Source organism: Methylobacterium sp. HMF5984 (assembly GCF_045033435.1).
GTDB lineage: Bacteria > Pseudomonadota > Alphaproteobacteria > Rhizobiales > Beijerinckiaceae > Methylobacterium.
The window spans coordinates 473,044-488,946 of record NZ_JBJFLN010000001.1 but is presented as its reverse complement, the minus strand read 5'-3'; the positions used below and the strand labels follow the sequence as shown (position 1 = coordinate 488,946).

Sequence of the window (15,903 nt, the reverse complement as noted above, 5' to 3'; positions counted from 1 at the left end):
GCCCGGATCCTGTGATCCGCGGAGCGAAGGGAAGGCCGCCCGCGACACCATGTGCGCCCGCGCACCCCGGCAGGGTCGCCCATGCGTCCAGTGCCTTGCGGGCGGCATCGTTCCCGCCACCTATGCGTCACACGGGGTGCGGCGTGCCGCCCCCACCCCATCCAAACACGGGAAGCCCATGCCTTCACTGCTCGATCCGATCCGCGTCGGTGCCATCGACGCGAAGAACCGCATCTGGATGGCGCCGCTGACGCGGGGACGCGCCAGCCGCGAGCACGTGCCCACCCCCTTGATGATCGAATACTACGCCCAGCGCGCGAGCGCCGGCGTGATCCTCACCGAGGCGACCGGCATCAGCCAGGAGGGGCTCGGCTGGCCCTACGCCCCGGGGATCTGGAACGCGGCGCAGGTCGAGGCCTGGAAGCCGATCGTCAAGGCGGTGCACGACAAGGGCGGCCGCATCGTCTGCCAGATCTGGCACATGGGCCGCCTCGTCCACCCGGACTTCCTCAACGGCGCCGCGCCGATCTCGTCCTCCGCCACGACCGCGCCCGACGACGCGCACACCTACGCCGGCAAGAAGCCCTATGCCGAGGCGCGCGCCCTGCCGGTCGAGGAGATCCCGCGGCTGCTCGAGGATTACCGCAACGCCACCCGCAACGCGCTGGCCGCCGGCTTCGACGGCGTGCAGATCCACGCCGCCAACGGCTACCTGATCGACGAATTCCTGCGCGACGGCACCAACCACCGCACCGACGCCTACGGCGGCTCGATCGAGAACCGCGTGCGCCTGCTGCGCGAGGTGACGCAGGCCGTGGCCGAGGTCGCCGGCAAGGACCGCACCGGCGTGCGCCTGTCGCCCAACGGCGCGATCCAGGGCGCCAACGATTCCGATCCCGAGCTGCTGTTCGTGGCCGCGGCGAAGGCGCTGTCGGAACTCGGCATCGCCTTCCTGGAGATGCGCGAGCCCGGCCCGAACGGCACCTTCGGTAAGGCCGACCATCCGCCGATCGCCCCGGCGATGAAGCGGGTGTTCGACGGCGCGCTGATCCTCAACGCCGACTACGACGGCCGCAGCGGCCAGGCGGCGCTCGATGCCGGCGAGGCCGACGCGATCGCCTACGGCCGGACGTTCATCGCCAACCCGGACCTGCCCGCGCGCATCGCCGCCGACGCCCCGCTCCAGAAGGACGTGGCCGCGACCTGGTACAGCCAGGGCCCGGAGGGCTACGTGGACTACCCGACGCTCGACGCCGCGAAGGCGGCCTGAGGCGACTCCCGCGGCCCGCTCCCGTCCCTCGTCGGGGTGCGGGCCGCGAACGCGCCCACGAACGGGCGCTCGCGGCCCGCTTCGAACGAAACCGGCGCTTCGTCCGTTCCCGAACCTAGGCGCGGCGGCGCAAGCCGCCTATCTCTGGCTCGGGAATTCGGGAGCTGCCGATTACGATCGCGAGCCAGACGCATGCGACCGAACGAGAGCGCTGGAACGAGGCCGAGCGGCTCGCGGAGCTTCGCGCGCTGCGGATCCTCGATACCGAGCCGGACCCGGCCTATGACGACCTCGCGCGGATCGCCGCCCTGGTCTGCGCCGTTCCGGTCTCACTGATCGGCTTCGTCGATGCGCATCGGCAGTGGTTCAAGGCCGAGATCGGCTACGGCGAGCGCGAGACCGGCATCGACCGCTCGGTCTGCGTCCACGCCCTCCAGGCCGACGATTCGCACGCCGACGGGCTGTTCGTCATCACCGACCTGACCGTCGATTCCCGCACCCGCGACAACCCGGCGATCCGGGCCGAGAACGGGTTCCGCTTCTACGCCGCGGCGGTGATCCGCAGCCGGATCGGCGCCCCGATCGGCACGATGTGCGTCCTCGACCGCACCGCGCGGCCCGAGGGGCTCACCAGGGCCCAGGGCGACACCCTGGCCGCGCTCGCCCGCCAGATCTCGACCCTGGTCGAGCATCGCCGCACCCTCGCCGACGTCGATGCGCGGGAGCGCGAGCTGGCCGCGAGCGAGCGCCGCTTCCGGGTGATGACCTCGGCGATGCCGCAGATGGTCTGGACCACGCAGCCCGACGGCTTCCACGACTTCTACAACGACCGCTGGTACGAATTCACCGGCGTGCCCCACGGCTCCACCGACGGCGCCGGCTGGACCGACATGTTCCATCCCGACGACCAGGCGGAGGCCTGGAGCCGCTGGCGCCACAGCCTCGCGACCGGTGCGCCCTACGAGGTCGAGTACCGCCTGCGCCACCACAGCGGCGCCTATCGCTGGACTCTCGGGCGCGCGATGCCGATCCGCGGCGCCGACGGGCGGATCGAGCGCTGGTTCGGGACCTGCACCGACATCCACGACCTGAGGCAGGCGGTCGCCGACGCGCGCAAGCTCGCCGCCGTCGTCGAGACCTCGAAGGACTTCATCGGGCTGGCCACCGAGGACGGGCGGATCGCGCACCTGAACGAGGCCGCGCTGGCGCTGGTCGGGCTGCCCGACCTTGACGCCGCGCTGCGGACCACGATCGCCGACTACGTGACCCTCGAGAGCCGCGAAGCCCTCGAGGGCGTGGCAATGCCGGCGCTCGAGCGCGACGGCTGGTGGGAGGGCGAGCTCGCGTTCCGGCACTTCGCCACCGGCGAGGCCATCGCCGTGCTGTTCACGGTGTTCGCCGTGCGGGATGCGGCCGGCCGCCATGCCGGCTACGGGACGGTCACCCGCGACCTGCGCGAGCGCAAGCGCGCCGAGGAGGCGCGCGACCTGCTGATCAAGGAGCTGTCGCACCGGATCAAGAACATCTTCGCCGTGGTCGGCGGCATCGCCGCGCTCAGCGCCCGCAGCGATCCCGGCGCGCGCCCGTTCGCGAAGGCGTTCCGCGAGCGGCTCGGGGCGCTGGCCCAGGCCCACGAATACGTCCGCCCGCATTCCGCCGGCAGCGCGCCGCGGGTCGGCGGCCAGACCGTCCTCGGGCTGATGCGCCTGATCCTGTCGGCCTATGCCGAGGATGGGCGCTGCCGCATCGCCGTCGACGGCGACGATGCGGTCGTCGGCGAGCGCGCGGCGACCGCGCTGGCGCTGATCATGCACGAGCAGGCGACGAACGCTGTGAAGTACGGCGCGCTCTCCAACGAGGCCGGCACCGTCACGCTGACCGGGCGGCGGACCGATTCGCGCTACCGCCTGACCTGGGCCGAGCGCGGCGGGCCACCCGTTCCCTCGACCCCCACGCGCAAGGGCTTCGGCACGGAACTCGCCGAGCGCAGCGTCACGGGCCAGCTCGACGGCATCCTGGAGCACGATTGGACGCCGAGCGGCCTCGTGCTGCGCCTCGACGTCCCGGCGGAGACCCTGCGGTTCTGATCCGTCCCGCCCCGGCTCGCGGATATCGCCTCGTCGTCCTCGATTTCGACGGGACGCTCGCCGACACCTTTCCCTGGTTCTGCAGCGTGCTCGACGCGGTGGCCGACCGCTACCGCTTCCGCCGGGTCGCGGCGCACGAGACCGACGAGCTCCGCAGGCTCTCGGCGCGGGCGATCATGGCGCGCCTCGGCGTGCCGCGCTGGAAGCTGCCGCTGATCGCCCGCCACATGCACGGGCTCGCCGCGCGCGACGCCGCGCTGCTGCATCCGTTTCCCGGAACTTCGGAGATGCTGGCGGGGCTCGGCGAAGCGGGCGTCGCGACGGCCGTGCTCAGCTCGAACACCGAGGCGAACGTCCGGCGCGTGCTCGGGCCGGACGCCGCCCGGATCGGCCGCTACGCCTGCGGCGCGTCGGTGTTCGGCAAGGCACGGCGTCTCGCAAGCCTGCTGCGCCATGCGCGGATCGAGCCGGGTGCGGTGCTCTGCGTCGGCGACGAGCTGCGCGATCTCGACGCGGCGCGCGCGGTGGGCTGCGCCTTCGGCGCCGTCGCGTGGGGCTACACCGACGCGGCGACCCTGTCGGCGGCCCGCCCCGACCTGATGTTCGCCGAACCCGCGCAGATCGTGGAGGCCGTCCTGTCGGCACGACGATGAGCCCTCGCGGGGCCGCCTCCCTCCCCCCGCAAACGGGGGAAGGACGGTTCGGGGTCGGGCCTTCGCCCGACGCCTCACATGCCGCGCTGGGCGCCCGGGACCACGCTGGCGCCGTTGCCGCTGCCGAAGGGCTCGTACTTGGTCAGGCCCTTGAACAGCTGGCTCAGGAAGGCGCGGTCGGCGCCGCTGGTCGGCGTGGTGCGCTCAATGAAGTCGAACACCTTGCCGTCCTGCAGGCCGTACAGGGCGACGCGCTCCACCTTGAAGGCGGGGGTGAAGTACACCGCCGTGACCTTCTGGTCCTCGACCTGCTCGCCAAGGAACAGGACCGTGCGCGAGGTGTTCTGGGAGATGTAGTACCAGGACTTGTTGCCAACGGTGGAGACCGTGGACGGGGTGCCCAGCGTCTGCAGCACCTGCTCCGGGCTCATGCCGGGCTTGACGGTGGCGAGCGCCGCCTGGTCGATCTGGTAGCCGTGGCGAAGCTCCTCGCCGATGCAGCCCGACAGGCCGAGGCCGAGCAGGCCGACGAGGCCGAGGCGCGCGAGAGACGGAACGAGACGGCGCGACATCGGCCACCCTATGTTGCTGATGGGACGGGACGCCGCTAGGCACGCCGGAGCGCGACACCAGGGGCGGTCTGATGAATGCTTGCACCTTGACCGTGGGTTGCCGTACCGCGGGGTTATGGCTTTGACAAGGCAAGCTCGGCCACAGGCCACAACGCTGCGCGACCGGGCATGGCCGTTCCGCCGGGCGCGGTCCGGGGGCCGGCCTCCGGGCCGAGGGCGGACCCCATGATCACCCGGTTCTTCCGGCGCAACGACGCGCGGCGGCGGTCCATCGAGACCCTGCACATGCGCCTCAACGCGGCCTCGCGGCAGCCGGGCCTCTACACCGCGCTCGGCGTGCCCGACGGCGTGGAGGGCCGCTTCGAATCGCTCATCCTCCACGTCATCCTGGCTTTGCGCCGCCTGAACCGCCTGCCGGCGCCGGCGGCGGACGTGGCGCAGGACCTCGTGAACTCGGTCTTCCTCCAGCTCGACGCGTCCCTGCGCGAGCTCGGCGTCGGCGATTTCGGCGTGCCCAAGCGCATGAAGAAGCTCGGCGCGGCGTTCTACGGCCGCGCCGCCAACTACGACGCGGCGCTCGACGCGGGCGATGCCGCCGCGCTCCGCATTGCGCTCGCCCGCAACGTGCTCGGCAGCGAGGATCCCGAAGCCGCCGCCGGCCTCGCCGACTACGTCCTCGCCGCCGACCGCGCGCTGGCCGAGGCCGACCTCGACGGCCTGCTCGGCGCCGGCCCGTCCTTCCCGCATGCGGGCGATGCCCCGACACTCGACCTGGAAGCCCGATGAGCGTGAGCGAGACCCCCCTGTCCCGATGGGTGAGCGTGGCGCGGCTGCCGCAGGGCCGCGGCGCCGTCACCGTCGAGGCGACGCCGGCCGAGTGCACGGCGCTCGCCGCCGACTTCAAGATTCCGGCGATCCGCGACCTCGCCGGGCAGTTCTCGGTGTCCGGCCCGACGAGCCGCCTCGTCGTCACCGGCACCGTCGAGGGCACCGTGACGCTGGTCTGCACCGTCAGCCTCGAGCCGTTCGAGACCAGGGTCTCCGAGCCGGTGGAGGTGGTCTTCACCGACACCGACCGCCTCGCCGGCACCGACGCGGAGGATGCCGACATCCCCGACCCGATCGTCGGCGGGCGGATCGACTTCGGCCTTCTGACCGCCGAGTTCCTGGCGCTCGGGATCGACCCCTATCCGCGCAAGCCCGGGGTGGTGTTCGAGGCGGTCCAGCTCGGCGAGGACGTGAAACCCTTCGACGTCCTGCGGACGCTCCGCTCCGAGGAGCCGTAGCGGGCTCCCGGGTCCGCGGGCCGCCAAATCGGGCCGCACCCTGCCCCTGCGCGAGAATTCGTTTGCCCGCCGGGGCTGGATCGCTATTTTCCGCCGCGCCGATCCCGGCCGTCGCCCCCGCGACGGCGTTCCGTCAAAGGCCGCGACAACCCCTTCATGTCCCAACGCGTGTGCATCTCGCTCGACGCCATGGGCGGCGACCATGGCCCCTCGACCGTCGTGCCCGGTGCCGCGCTCGCGCGCGAGCGCCATCCCGAGACGACCTTCCTGATCTTCGGCGACGAGGCGGTGGTCGCCCCCCTCGTGGCGGCCGAGCCGCGCCTCAAGGGCGGCGTCGAGATCCGCCACACCACCTACGCCGTCGCCATGGACGACAAGCCGAGCCAGGCGGTGCGCCAGGGCCGCGGCAAGTCGTCGATGTGGAAGGCGATCCAGGCGGTGAAGGACGGCGAGGCCGATGCCGCGGTCTCCGCCGGCAACACCGGCGCGCTGATGGCAATGTCGAAGATCTGCCTGAAGACCATGGCCGGCATCGAGCGCCCGGCCATCGCCTGCCTGTGGCCGACGGTGCGCGGCGAGAGCGTGGTGCTCGACGTCGGCGCCACCATCGGCACCGATGCCGAGCACCTGATCGAGATGGCGGTGATGGGCTCCGCCATGGCCCGCATCGTGTTCGACCTCGAGCGCCCGACGGTGGGGCTGCTCAACGTCGGCACCGAGGAGATGAAGGGCAACGAGGCGGTGAAGGAGGCGGCGCGCCTGCTGCGCGAGATCGATTTGCCGAATTTCGCCTATCACGGCTTCGTCGAGGGCAACGACCTCGGCCGCGGCACCGTCGACGTGGTCGTCACCGAAGGTTTCACGGGAAACATCGCGCTGAAGACCGCGGAAGGCACCGCCAAGCAGATCGGCACGTACCTGCGCTCCGCGATGACGCGGACGCTGTCCGCCAAGATCGGTGCGCTGTTCGCCCGCCAGGCGTTCCGCGCGCTGCGCGAGAAGATGAACCCGAGCCGGGCCAACGGCGGCGTGTTCCTCGGGCTCGAAGGCATCGTCATCAAGAGCCACGGCTCGGAGAACGCGCAAGGCTTCGCGGCCGCCGTCGACCTCGCCCACGACATGGCCCGCCACGACCTGATGCGCACGATCCGCGAGATGCTCGACCAGACGCCGACGCTCGCGCCGGCCTGACTTCGCCCCGGCCCGGATGGGTGCCCGGCCGGGCCTTCGCCGGCGTGGGCCGCCTGCACCGGCACGAGACGCCTGCACCGGCCCGGGATCGGGGTCGGTGAACGAATGCGATGGAGATCGGAGCGATGCAGGTCTAACAACCGATGGTTGTTGCGCCGGCGTCGCGACGGGAAGGAATCCGATGACAACCCTGCGTTCCGTCGTCGTCGGCACCGGCTCGGGGCTTCCTGCGCGGGTGGTGACCAACGCCGAGCTCGCCGAGCGGGTCGATACCTCGGACGAATGGATCGTCCAGCGCACCGGCATCCGGCAGCGCTACCTCGCGGACGCCACCGAGACCACGTCGGTGCTCGGCATCCGCGCGGCCCGCGCTGCGCTCGACGATGCCGGCCTCACCGGCGACGACATCGACCTCGTGATCTGCGCCACCTCGACGCCCGACCACACCTTTCCCTCGACCGCGACGCAGATCCAGGCGGCGCTCGGCATCACGGCGGGTGCCGCCTTCGACCTGCAGGCGGTCTGCGCCGGCTTCGTCTTCGCCGTCTCCACCGCCGACAAGTTCCTGTCGACCGGCGCGGCCCGGCGCGCGCTCGTCGTCGGCGCCGAGACCTTCTCGCGCATCGTCGACTGGGAGGACCGCACCACCTGCGTGCTGTTCGGCGACGGGGCCGGCGCGATCGTGCTGGAGGCGCAGGAGGCCGCGGGGGCGAGCGGCGACCGGGGCGTGATCAGCGCGAGCCTGCGCTCGGACGGGCGCCACCGCGAGAAGCTCTACGTCGACGGCGGCCCGGGCTCGACCGGCACCACCGGCCATCTCCGGATGGAGGGGAAGGACGTGTTCCGCTTCGCCGTCGGCTCGGTGATGGACGTGATCGTCGACGCGCTCGAGAAGGGCGGCGCGACGGCGGCCGACCTCGACTGGTTCGTGCCGCACCAGGCCAACCGCCGCATCATCGAGGCGTCCGCCGACAAGCTCGGCATCCCGCGCGACAAGGTGGTGCTGACGGTCGACCGCCACGGCAACACCTCGGCCGCATCGATCCCGCTGGCTCTGGACGTGGCCCGCCGGGACGGCCGCATCCGCCGCGGCGACCTCGTGATGATCGAGGCGATCGGCGGCGGCTTCAGCTGGGGCGCAGCGCTGATCCGCTGGTAGCCGAAAACAATTTCCGGAGCCGCCCCGGTTGACCCGGGCCCGACCGGGGATTAGCGTGGCAGATCATAGGGATACGTCGGAAACGACCGCTCCCGGCAAGAAGAACCGCGAGGGGTCGAGGCATGACAGGCAAGACGGTGACGCGCGCCGATTTGAGCGAGGCCGTCTACCAGCAGGTCGGCCTCTCCCGCACCGAATCCGCCGCCCTCGTCGAGACGGTCCTGTCCGAGATCTGCGCCTGCCTCTCCGAGGGCGAGACCGTGAAGCTGTCCTCGTTCGGCTCCTTCGTCGTGCGGTCGAAGGGCAAGCGCGTCGGCCGCAACCCGAAGACCGGCGTCGAGGTGGCGATCGAGCCGCGCCAGGTGATGGTGTTCAAGCCCTCGAACGTGCTCAAGGCCCGGATCAACGGCCTAAACGGCGCCGCCCACGCCGACGACTGACCGCTCGCCCATCGCCGCCCTCGTAGCCGGATCGATCCATGGCGCTCGCTGCCCTCACCGAGGCGTCCGGACCCGTCGACAAGGATCCGGGCGCGTTCCGCACGATCACCGAGGTGGCCGAAGCCCTCGACGTGCCGCAGCACGTCCTGCGGTTCTGGGAAACCCGGTTCGGCCAGATCCGGCCGGTGAAGCGGGCCGGCGGGCGGCGCTACTACCGTCCCGGCGACGTCGCGCTCGTCGCGGGCATCCGCCACCTGCTCCACGTCCAGCGCTACACGATCGAGGGGGCGCAGCGCGTCCTCAAGGAGAACGGCGTCCGCTTCGTCCAGGCGGTTGGCCGCGGCGAGGCGGTGGCGGCCGCGCCGGTGATGCAGGAGACGAGCGGCCCGGCCATGTCGTCCCCCGACGGCGCCGAACCCGAGACCCCGGATCGCGACGGGTCGAATCGCGAAACCTCGGATCATGAGGCCCTGGACCGCGGGGCGCTGGCCGGCGCGCTGCAGGACCTCTACGCCTGCCGCGAGGCGCTGGCGGCCTTCCGCGCCCCGCCCGAGGCCTGAGCGGCGCCCGGGCTGCGTCGCGACGACGCCGCGCGATGCGTCACGGCGCGGCGAACTTTGCGGGCCGATCCGCGTTGATCGCCGCATGAGCGCACCCCGCCGTTCGATGACGCCGACGCAGGAACTCATCAGCCGCGTGATGCGGATCGTGCGCGCGTGCCCCGACGCGGCCTCCGAGGTCCTGGAGCTGATGTTCCTCGTCAGCCAGATCGAGGCCGCGACCCACGTCGACCGGGATTATCGCGACGCGCGGCGCGTCGTCAGCCGCCTGCGCAACCCGCTCTGGGAGATGGGGCCGACCGATCGCGGCGCGCTGCTGGCCGCGGCCGAGACGATCCGCCGGGTCTGCGGCCTCGACGAGACCGACATCCCCGTCACCCCGACTTCGGATGCGGGCGAGCGGGCGCGGGTCGAGCGCAGCCTCGCGGCGGCCCTGGAAGGCGAGCTCGACGCCACGCAGATCGCCCGCGTCACCGGCGTGGTCGCGGCCGCGCTTCAGCAATAATCGCGGTCCCGGCTGCCGGCACGGGCCTGCGGCCTCGACGGGCGTCGTGGGCATCCCCACATCGGCTCGGCCGGCACGTGGCCCCATGGCTCCGGATGCCGCGCCAAGAGATGTTCGGAGACACGCCCGTGAGCGCCACCCTGTCCGCCCTTCGCCCCGTCCGCGCGCTCGCCGCCGGCGCTCTCCTGCTGGCCGCGCCCGCCTTCGCGCAGACGACGATCACCAAGAGCGAGACCGTCGCCTCCGGCAAGACGGTTCGGATCGCCATCGTCCCGAACCTGAAGAAGGATTGCTCGCCCGGCCCGATGCCGGAGTTCAAGGTCTCGGGCGCGCCGAAGAACGGCGCGCTGATCACCAAGGTCGGCAAGCAGAAGACGCCCGCTTCCTATCGCTGCCCGAACAAGGACACCGCGGTCCAGGGTCTCTTCTACCAGCCGAAGGCCGGCTACACCGGCGCCGACGAGGTGACGTTCGAAATCAAGAACGCGGACGGTCAAGTGCAGACGCAGAATATCAAAATCACCGTCGAGGCTGCGTCGGCCAAGAAGGACACCGATGCCAAGAAAGACAGCAGCGATCTCTGATCGGAGGCAACCGAAAGCTCGGAGTGCACGTTTTTTCGGCCGGATCGTTCTTTCGATCCGGCCGGACGACCACGGGGAAGCTTGACGGATGCCGCATTTCAGCCCGACGGGTGTTGCATCCAGCACACGCAGCGTCACCGTGTTCGCCGCACTGCGACAAATGCGGGCCTGTCGGTTGCGTTCGCGGCAGGACAGGATGAAGCTGTTGACGGTCTGAGAGGGTTATCGAATGCCGATGCATGCGACCAACGACCTTTTCCAGAGCTTCGCCCGCGGGTACGAAGCGCGCCGCGACACGGAGATGACGCTCTCCGAATTCCTCGAGGCGTGCCGCGACGAGCCGCTGATGTACGCGAGCGCCGCCGAGCGCATCCTCGACGCGATCGGCAAGCCGGAATTCGTCGACACCTCGAAGGACGCCCGCCTCGGCCGCGTCTTCATGAACCGGACGATCCGGACCTACCCGGCCTTCCACGAGTTCTTCGGTATGGAGGAGACGATCGAGCGGATCGTCTCGTTCTTCCGCCATGCGGCGCAGGGCCTGGAGGAGCGCAAGCAGATCCTCTACCTGCTCGGGCCCGTCGGCGGCGGCAAGTCCTCCCTGGCCGAGCGTCTCAAGGCCCTGATGGAGGTCCATCCGGTCTACGTGCTCAAGGCCGGCAACGAGGTCTCGCCGGTCTTCGAGAGCCCGCTCGGGCTGTTCGACCCCGAGACCATGGGCGCCGAGATCCAGAGCCGCTACGGCATCCCGCGCCGGCGCCTGACCGGCCTGATGAGCCCGTGGGCGCTGAAGCGTCTCGACGAGTTCGAGGGCGACATCTCGCAGTTCAAGGTGATCAAGGTCCGGCCCTCGCGCCTGCGCCAGATCGCCATCGCCAAGACCGAGCCCGGCGACGAGAACAACCAGGACATCTCCTCGCTGGTCGGCAAGGTCGACATCCGCCGGCTGGAGACGCTGTCGCAGGCGGACCCGGACGCGTACTCCTACTCGGGCGGCCTGAACCGCGCCAACCAGGGCGTCCTCGAGTTCGTCGAGATGTTCAAGGCGCCGATCAAGATGCTGCATCCGCTGCTCACGGCGACGCAGGAGGGCAACTACGTCGGCACCGAGAACATCGGCGCGATCCCCTTCACCGGCATCATCCTGGCGCACTCGAACGAGTCCGAGTGGCAGACCTTCAAGACCAACAAGAACAACGAAGCCTTCATCGACCGCATCTACGTGATCAAGGTGCCCTACTGCCTGCGCGTGCAGGAGGAGCAGCACATCTACGAGAAGCTGATCTCGGGCTCCGAGCTCTCGGATGCGGCCTGCGCGCCGGGCACCCTGGAGATGCTGTCGCGGTTCTCGGTGCTGTCGCGCCTGCGCGAGCACGCCAACTCCAACGCGTTCTCGAAGATGCGCGTCTACGACGGCGAGTCCCTGCGCGAGGTCGACCCCCGCGCCCGCTCGATGCAGGAGTACAAGGATTCGGCCGGCGTCGACGAGGGCATGGACGGGATCTCGACCCGCTTCGCCTTCAAGGTGCTGGCCGCGACCTTCAACCACGACACCACCGAGGTCTCGGCCGACCCGGTGCACCTGATGTACGTGCTCGAGCAGTCGCTGCGCCGCGAGCAGCTCCCGCCCGAGACCGAGAAGCGCTACCTCGAGTTCATCAAGGGCGAGCTGGCGCCGCGCTACGCCGAGTTCATCGGCCACGAGATCCAGAAGGCCTACCTCGAATCCTACCACGATTACGGCCAGAACCTGTTCGACCGCTACATCGACTACGCCGACGCCTGGATCGAGGACCAGGACTTCAAGGATTCCGAGACCGGGCAATTGCTCAACCGCGAGCTTCTCAACCAGGAGCTGACGAAGATCGAGAAGCCGGCCGGGATCGCCAACCCGAAGGACTTCCGCAACGAGGTAGTGAAGTTCGCCCTGCGCTCGCGGGCCCAGCACGGCGGCCGCAACCCCTCGTGGACGTCCTACGAGAAGCTGCGCGAGGTCATCGAGCGGCGGATGTTCAGCCAGGTCGAGGAATTGCTGCCGGTGATCTCGTTCGGCTCGAAGAAGGACGGCGAGACCGAGAAGAAGCACGGCGAGTTCGTCGACCGGATGGTCTCGCGCGGCTACACCGAGCGGCAGGTGCGCCGCCTGGTCGAGTGGTACATGCGGGTGAAGCAGGCGGGATGATTCGGTCCCCTCGGGGACCTGATCGAGATCCGCCATGATTTCGGACGACCGGCCGGCGCGTTATCCCGGTCGGATCTTGCGGGCGGGGATTTGATCACCGAATGCACATCGTCGACCGTCGATTGAATCCAGGAGGCAAGAGCCTCGCCAACCGGCAGCGCTTCCTTAGGCGGGTTAAGGACGTGGCCCAGCGGGCCGTGCGCGAGTCGGCCCGCGAGAAGGACATCAAGGACCTCGGCAAGGACGGCCGCGTCACGGTGCCGGCCGACGGGGTGCGCGAGCCGCGTTTCTCCCGCCAGCCGGGCACCGGCCTCCAGGACCACATCCTGCCCGGCAACAAGACCTACGTGGAAGGCGACCGCATCGAGCGGCCGCAGGGCGGCGGGGGCGGCCGCGGCTCCGGCGAGGGCGGGGACGGCGGCGAGAACAACGAGGACGCGTTCCGCTTCGTCCTGACCCGGGAGGAGTTCCTCGAGCTGTTCCTCGAGGACCTAGAGCTGCCCGACCTCGCCAAGCGCCGCCTGGCGGTGGTGGAGACGGAGGGGCTGCGCCGGGCCGGCTACACCGTGACCGGCTCGCCGGCCAACCTCGCCCTCACCCGGACGCTGCGCAACTCGATGTCGCGGCGCATCGCCCTGAAGCGGCCGAAGCCCGAGGAGGTGGCGGCGCTCGAAGCCCGCATCGCCGGCCTGGACGAGGGCGACCCGGCGCTACCAGACCTCGCCGAGGCGCTGGCGGGCTTGCGCGAGCGGACGCGGCGCATCCCCTACGTCGACCCGATCGACCTGCGCTACCGCCGCTTCGAGCCGTATCCGCGCCCGATCGCGCAGGCGGTGATGTTCTGCCTGATGGACGTGTCCGGCTCGATGACCGAGCACATGAAGGACCTCGCCAAGCGGTTCTACATCCTGCTGCACATCTTCCTCACGCGCCGCTACCGACACGTGGAGATCGTGTTCATCCGCCACACCGACCGGGCGACCGAGGTCGACGAGGAGACCTTCTTCGGCTCCCGCGAGACCGGCGGCACGCTGGTCTCCTCGGCGCTGGTGGAGATGAAGCGCATCATCGCCGAGCGCTACGACCCCAACGACTGGAACATCTACGCGGCGCAGGCGTCGGACGGCGACAACGTCTCCTCCGACGGCCCGACCTCGACCGAGCTGCTGCGCGCCCACATCCTGCCGGCCTGCCAGCACTTCGCCTATCTCGAGGTCGGCGACGAGAACGGCCCGCGCGCCGGCTTCGTCGAGCACCGCACCACCCTGTGGCGGACCTACGAGGCTATCGCCAAGGCCGGCGGCCCGATCGCCATGCGCAAGGTCAACCACCGCCGCGAGATCTACGCCGTCTTCCGCGACCTGTTCGGGCGCAAGGACGCGCGGGCGGAGGCGGAGTCTTGAGCTTCGCAGGTCGTCATGTCGGGGCGCGGATCCTCTCTCCCGGTTGGGAGAGGGACAGGGTGAGGGGGGCGACCTCTCCGGACGGACCTGCCCCCTCACCCCAACCCTCTCCCGCACGGGAGAGGGGGTACGTCGCGCTTCGGCCGGCCGATCGGGAGGCGATATGACTGCTCTCAAGACACGCGCGACGTCCGGCGCCCCAAAACCGCTGTTCACCGGCAACGACTGGGACTTCGACACCATCCGGCGCATCCACGACGCCTGCGAGGTCGAGGCGCGGGCGCTCGGGCTGTCGTGGTATCCGAACCAGATCGAGATCATCACCGCCGAGCAGATGCTCGACGCCTACGCGTCGATCGGCATGCCGCTGTTCTACAAGCACTGGTCGTTCGGCAAGCACTTCGCCCAGCACGAATCCGGCTATCGCCGCGGCATGATGGGGCTCGCCTACGAGATCGTCATCAACTCCGACCCATGCATCTCCTACATCATGGAGGAGAACACGGCGACGATGCAGACGCTGGTGATCGCCCACGCCGCGTTCGGCCACAACCACTTCTTCAAGAACAACTACCTGTTCCGGCAGTGGACCGACGCCGAGGGCATCCTCGACTATCTCGACTTCGCCAAGACCTACATCTCCCGCTGCGAGGAGCGCTACGGCCATCAGGCCGTCGAGCAGGTGCTCGACGCCGCCCACGCGCTGATGAGCCAGGGCGTGCACCGCTACCCGCGCAAGAAGCGGCCGGACCTCGCCTCCGAGCAGCGGCGCGAGCGCGAGCGCGTCGAGCACGGCGAGCAGATCTACAACGACCTGTGGCGCACCCTGCCGGCGAAGGCGGGGGCGACGCGCGCCGACCAGGCGATCGAGCGGCGCAAGGCGCTGCTCGAGCTGCCGCAGGAGAACATCCTCTACTTCCTGGAGAAGGTCGCCCCGCGCCTGCAGCGCTGGCAGCGCGAGATCCTGCGCATCGTCCGGCTGGTGGCGCAGTACTTCTACCCGCAGCGCCAGACCAAGGTGATGAACGAGGGCTGCGCCACCTACTGCCACTACCGGATCATGAACGCGCTCTCCGAGAAGGGCCTGATCGGCGAGGCGGCCTATCTCGAGTTCCTGCAGTCGCACACCAACGTCATCCGCCAGCCGAACTACGACGACCGCAGCTACAGCGGCCACAACCCCTACGCGATCGGCTTCGCGATGATGCAGGACATCGCCCGCATCGTCGAGCAGCCGACGGCGGAGGACCGGCAGTGGTTCCCCGACATCGCCGGCACCGGCGACGGCATGGCGGTGCTGCGCGATTGCTGGGAGAACTACCGCGACGAGAGCTTCATCGCCCAGTTCCTGTCGCCGAAGCTGATGCGCGACATGCGGCTGTTCCACGTCGCCGACGATCCGGAGCAGCCCGAGCTGCACGTCGCCGCGATCCACGACGAGCGCGGCTACCGCAAGATGCGCCGCTCGTTCGGCCGCCAGTACGACGTGGCCTGGCTCGATCCCGACATCGAGGTGGTGGACGTCGACCTCGAGGGCGACCGCCGCCTGATCCTGCACCACAAGGCGCTGAACAAGATCACCCTGCAGAAGGACGACGCCCGGCGCGTGCTGCAGCACCTCGCCGACCTCTGGGGCTACGACGTGGTGCTCAAGGAGATCGAGCCCGCCACCGGCACCGTGCTCGGCGAGCACCACGCGAGCGCGCGGCCGATCTTCTTCTGAGGCGTTTCGCGACGGTGCCGCATCGTGCAGGCCTCCCCGCCCGCGGCGGCGAGGGGGGCCCCGCGGCTCGTCCGAGGCCCGTGCGGAAATGGCCGGCGAAGGCCGCTCGGCCGGGGCTCACGCCGTCGGCGCGGTCCCCGGGCAGGGCATCGGTGCGCAGGACAGGCTCGCGGCCGGCGGCTTGGACGGCGGGGCGCGCAGCACGATGATGGCGCTGCCGAGCACGGCCAGCGCCACGGCGGCGACGAAGGTGAGGAAAAGCCAGCGGGGCATCGCCTCCCCTACCAC

Annotated in this window: 16 protein-coding genes; 14 read left to right on the top strand and 2 right to left on the bottom strand. The window is 70.3% G+C overall.

What is annotated here, in order from left to right; all coding sequences use genetic code 11:
• Positions 1-178 precede the first annotated feature (178 nt).
• From ACFZ8E_RS02315 to ACFZ8E_RS02305, 3 genes are all read left to right on the top strand, one after another.
• Positions 179-1,270 carry an alkene reductase gene (locus ACFZ8E_RS02315; protein ID WP_244029974.1) on the top strand — a complete coding sequence of 364 codons (1,092 nt, stop codon included), beginning with the start codon at positions 179-181 and terminating at the stop codon, positions 1,268-1,270.
• A 164-nt stretch (positions 1,271-1,434) separates the two neighbouring features.
• Positions 1,435-3,357 (top strand): PAS domain S-box protein, encoded by a 1,923-nt coding sequence (locus tag ACFZ8E_RS02310; RefSeq protein ID WP_405044309.1) that lies wholly within the window; start codon positions 1,435-1,437, stop codon positions 3,355-3,357.
• On the top strand, positions 3,354-4,010 hold the full coding sequence (locus ACFZ8E_RS02305) for an HAD hydrolase-like protein (protein ID WP_147842198.1): 657 nt from the start codon (positions 3,354-3,356) through the stop codon (positions 4,008-4,010). The genes ACFZ8E_RS02310 and ACFZ8E_RS02305 overlap by 4 nt, the downstream gene beginning before the upstream one ends.
• Before the next feature lie 74 nt (positions 4,011-4,084).
• Here the strand turns inward: ACFZ8E_RS02305 and ACFZ8E_RS02300 are convergent, their stop codons facing one another.
• A complete protein-coding gene (locus ACFZ8E_RS02300) occupies positions 4,085-4,582 on the bottom strand; it encodes an outer membrane protein assembly factor BamE (RefSeq protein WP_147842188.1) in 498 nt (165 codons plus the stop codon).
• A 225-nt stretch (positions 4,583-4,807) separates the two neighbouring features.
• Here ACFZ8E_RS02300 and ACFZ8E_RS02295 point away from each other — a divergent pair, with 225 nt between their 5' ends.
• The 11 genes from ACFZ8E_RS02295 to ACFZ8E_RS02245 all read left to right on the top strand — a co-directional run bounded on the left by ACFZ8E_RS02295 (position 4,808) and on the right by ACFZ8E_RS02245 (position 15,615).
• Positions 4,808-5,368 carry a ubiquinol-cytochrome C chaperone family protein gene (locus ACFZ8E_RS02295; protein WP_147842189.1) on the top strand — a complete coding sequence of 187 codons (561 nt, stop codon included), beginning with the start codon at positions 4,808-4,810 and terminating at the stop codon, positions 5,366-5,368.
• Complete coding sequence (locus ACFZ8E_RS02290; RefSeq protein ID WP_147842190.1) at positions 5,365-5,868, top strand: DUF177 domain-containing protein; 504 nt, start codon at positions 5,365-5,367, stop codon at positions 5,866-5,868. The genes ACFZ8E_RS02295 and ACFZ8E_RS02290 overlap by 4 nt, the downstream gene beginning before the upstream one ends.
• A 156-nt stretch (positions 5,869-6,024) precedes the next feature.
• Positions 6,025-7,059: a phosphate acyltransferase PlsX gene (gene plsX, locus ACFZ8E_RS02285; RefSeq protein ID WP_147725628.1), complete on the top strand. Its 1,035-nt coding sequence runs from the start codon at positions 6,025-6,027 to the stop codon at positions 7,057-7,059.
• Positions 7,060-7,240: 181 nt separating this feature from the next.
• The gene (locus tag ACFZ8E_RS02280) at positions 7,241-8,218 is read left to right on the top strand and encodes a beta-ketoacyl-ACP synthase III (protein ID WP_147725629.1); all 978 of its coding nucleotides are present in this window, start codon (positions 7,241-7,243) and stop codon (positions 8,216-8,218) included.
• Positions 8,219-8,340: 122 nt separating this feature from the next.
• Positions 8,341-8,658, top strand: coding sequence for an integration host factor subunit alpha (locus ACFZ8E_RS02275; protein WP_147725630.1), 318 nt, complete (start codon positions 8,341-8,343; stop codon positions 8,656-8,658).
• A 38-nt stretch (positions 8,659-8,696) separates the two neighbouring features.
• Positions 8,697-9,218, top strand: a complete 522-nt coding sequence (locus ACFZ8E_RS02270; RefSeq protein ID WP_147842191.1) for a MerR family transcriptional regulator — start codon at positions 8,697-8,699, stop codon at positions 9,216-9,218.
• Between the two features lie 85 nt (positions 9,219-9,303).
• A complete protein-coding gene (locus ACFZ8E_RS02265) occupies positions 9,304-9,723 on the top strand; it encodes a hypothetical protein (protein WP_405041872.1) in 420 nt (139 codons plus the stop codon).
• A gap of 140 nt (positions 9,724-9,863) precedes the next feature.
• On the top strand, positions 9,864-10,307 hold the full coding sequence (locus ACFZ8E_RS02260) for an Ig-like domain-containing protein (RefSeq protein WP_243937175.1): 444 nt from the start codon (positions 9,864-9,866) through the stop codon (positions 10,305-10,307).
• Positions 10,308-10,536: 229 nt separating this feature from the next.
• Complete coding sequence (locus tag ACFZ8E_RS02255) at positions 10,537-12,489, top strand: PrkA family serine protein kinase (protein ID WP_147842192.1); 1,953 nt, start codon at positions 10,537-10,539, stop codon at positions 12,487-12,489.
• 101 nt (positions 12,490-12,590) lie between these two features.
• Complete coding sequence (locus ACFZ8E_RS02250; protein ID WP_147858878.1) at positions 12,591-13,892, top strand: YeaH/YhbH family protein; 1,302 nt, start codon at positions 12,591-12,593, stop codon at positions 13,890-13,892.
• A 163-nt stretch (positions 13,893-14,055) separates the two neighbouring features.
• Positions 14,056-15,615: a SpoVR family protein gene (locus ACFZ8E_RS02245; protein WP_147725634.1), complete on the top strand. Its 1,560-nt coding sequence runs from the start codon at positions 14,056-14,058 to the stop codon at positions 15,613-15,615.
• Positions 15,616-15,732: 117 nt separating this feature from the next.
• On the opposite strand, the gene ACFZ8E_RS02240 is transcribed toward ACFZ8E_RS02245, so the two are convergent.
• Entirely contained in the window at positions 15,733-15,888 is a 156-nt protein-coding gene (locus tag ACFZ8E_RS02240) for a hypothetical protein (RefSeq protein ID WP_187274747.1), read from the bottom strand.
• Between the last annotated feature and the right edge of the window lie 15 nt (positions 15,889-15,903).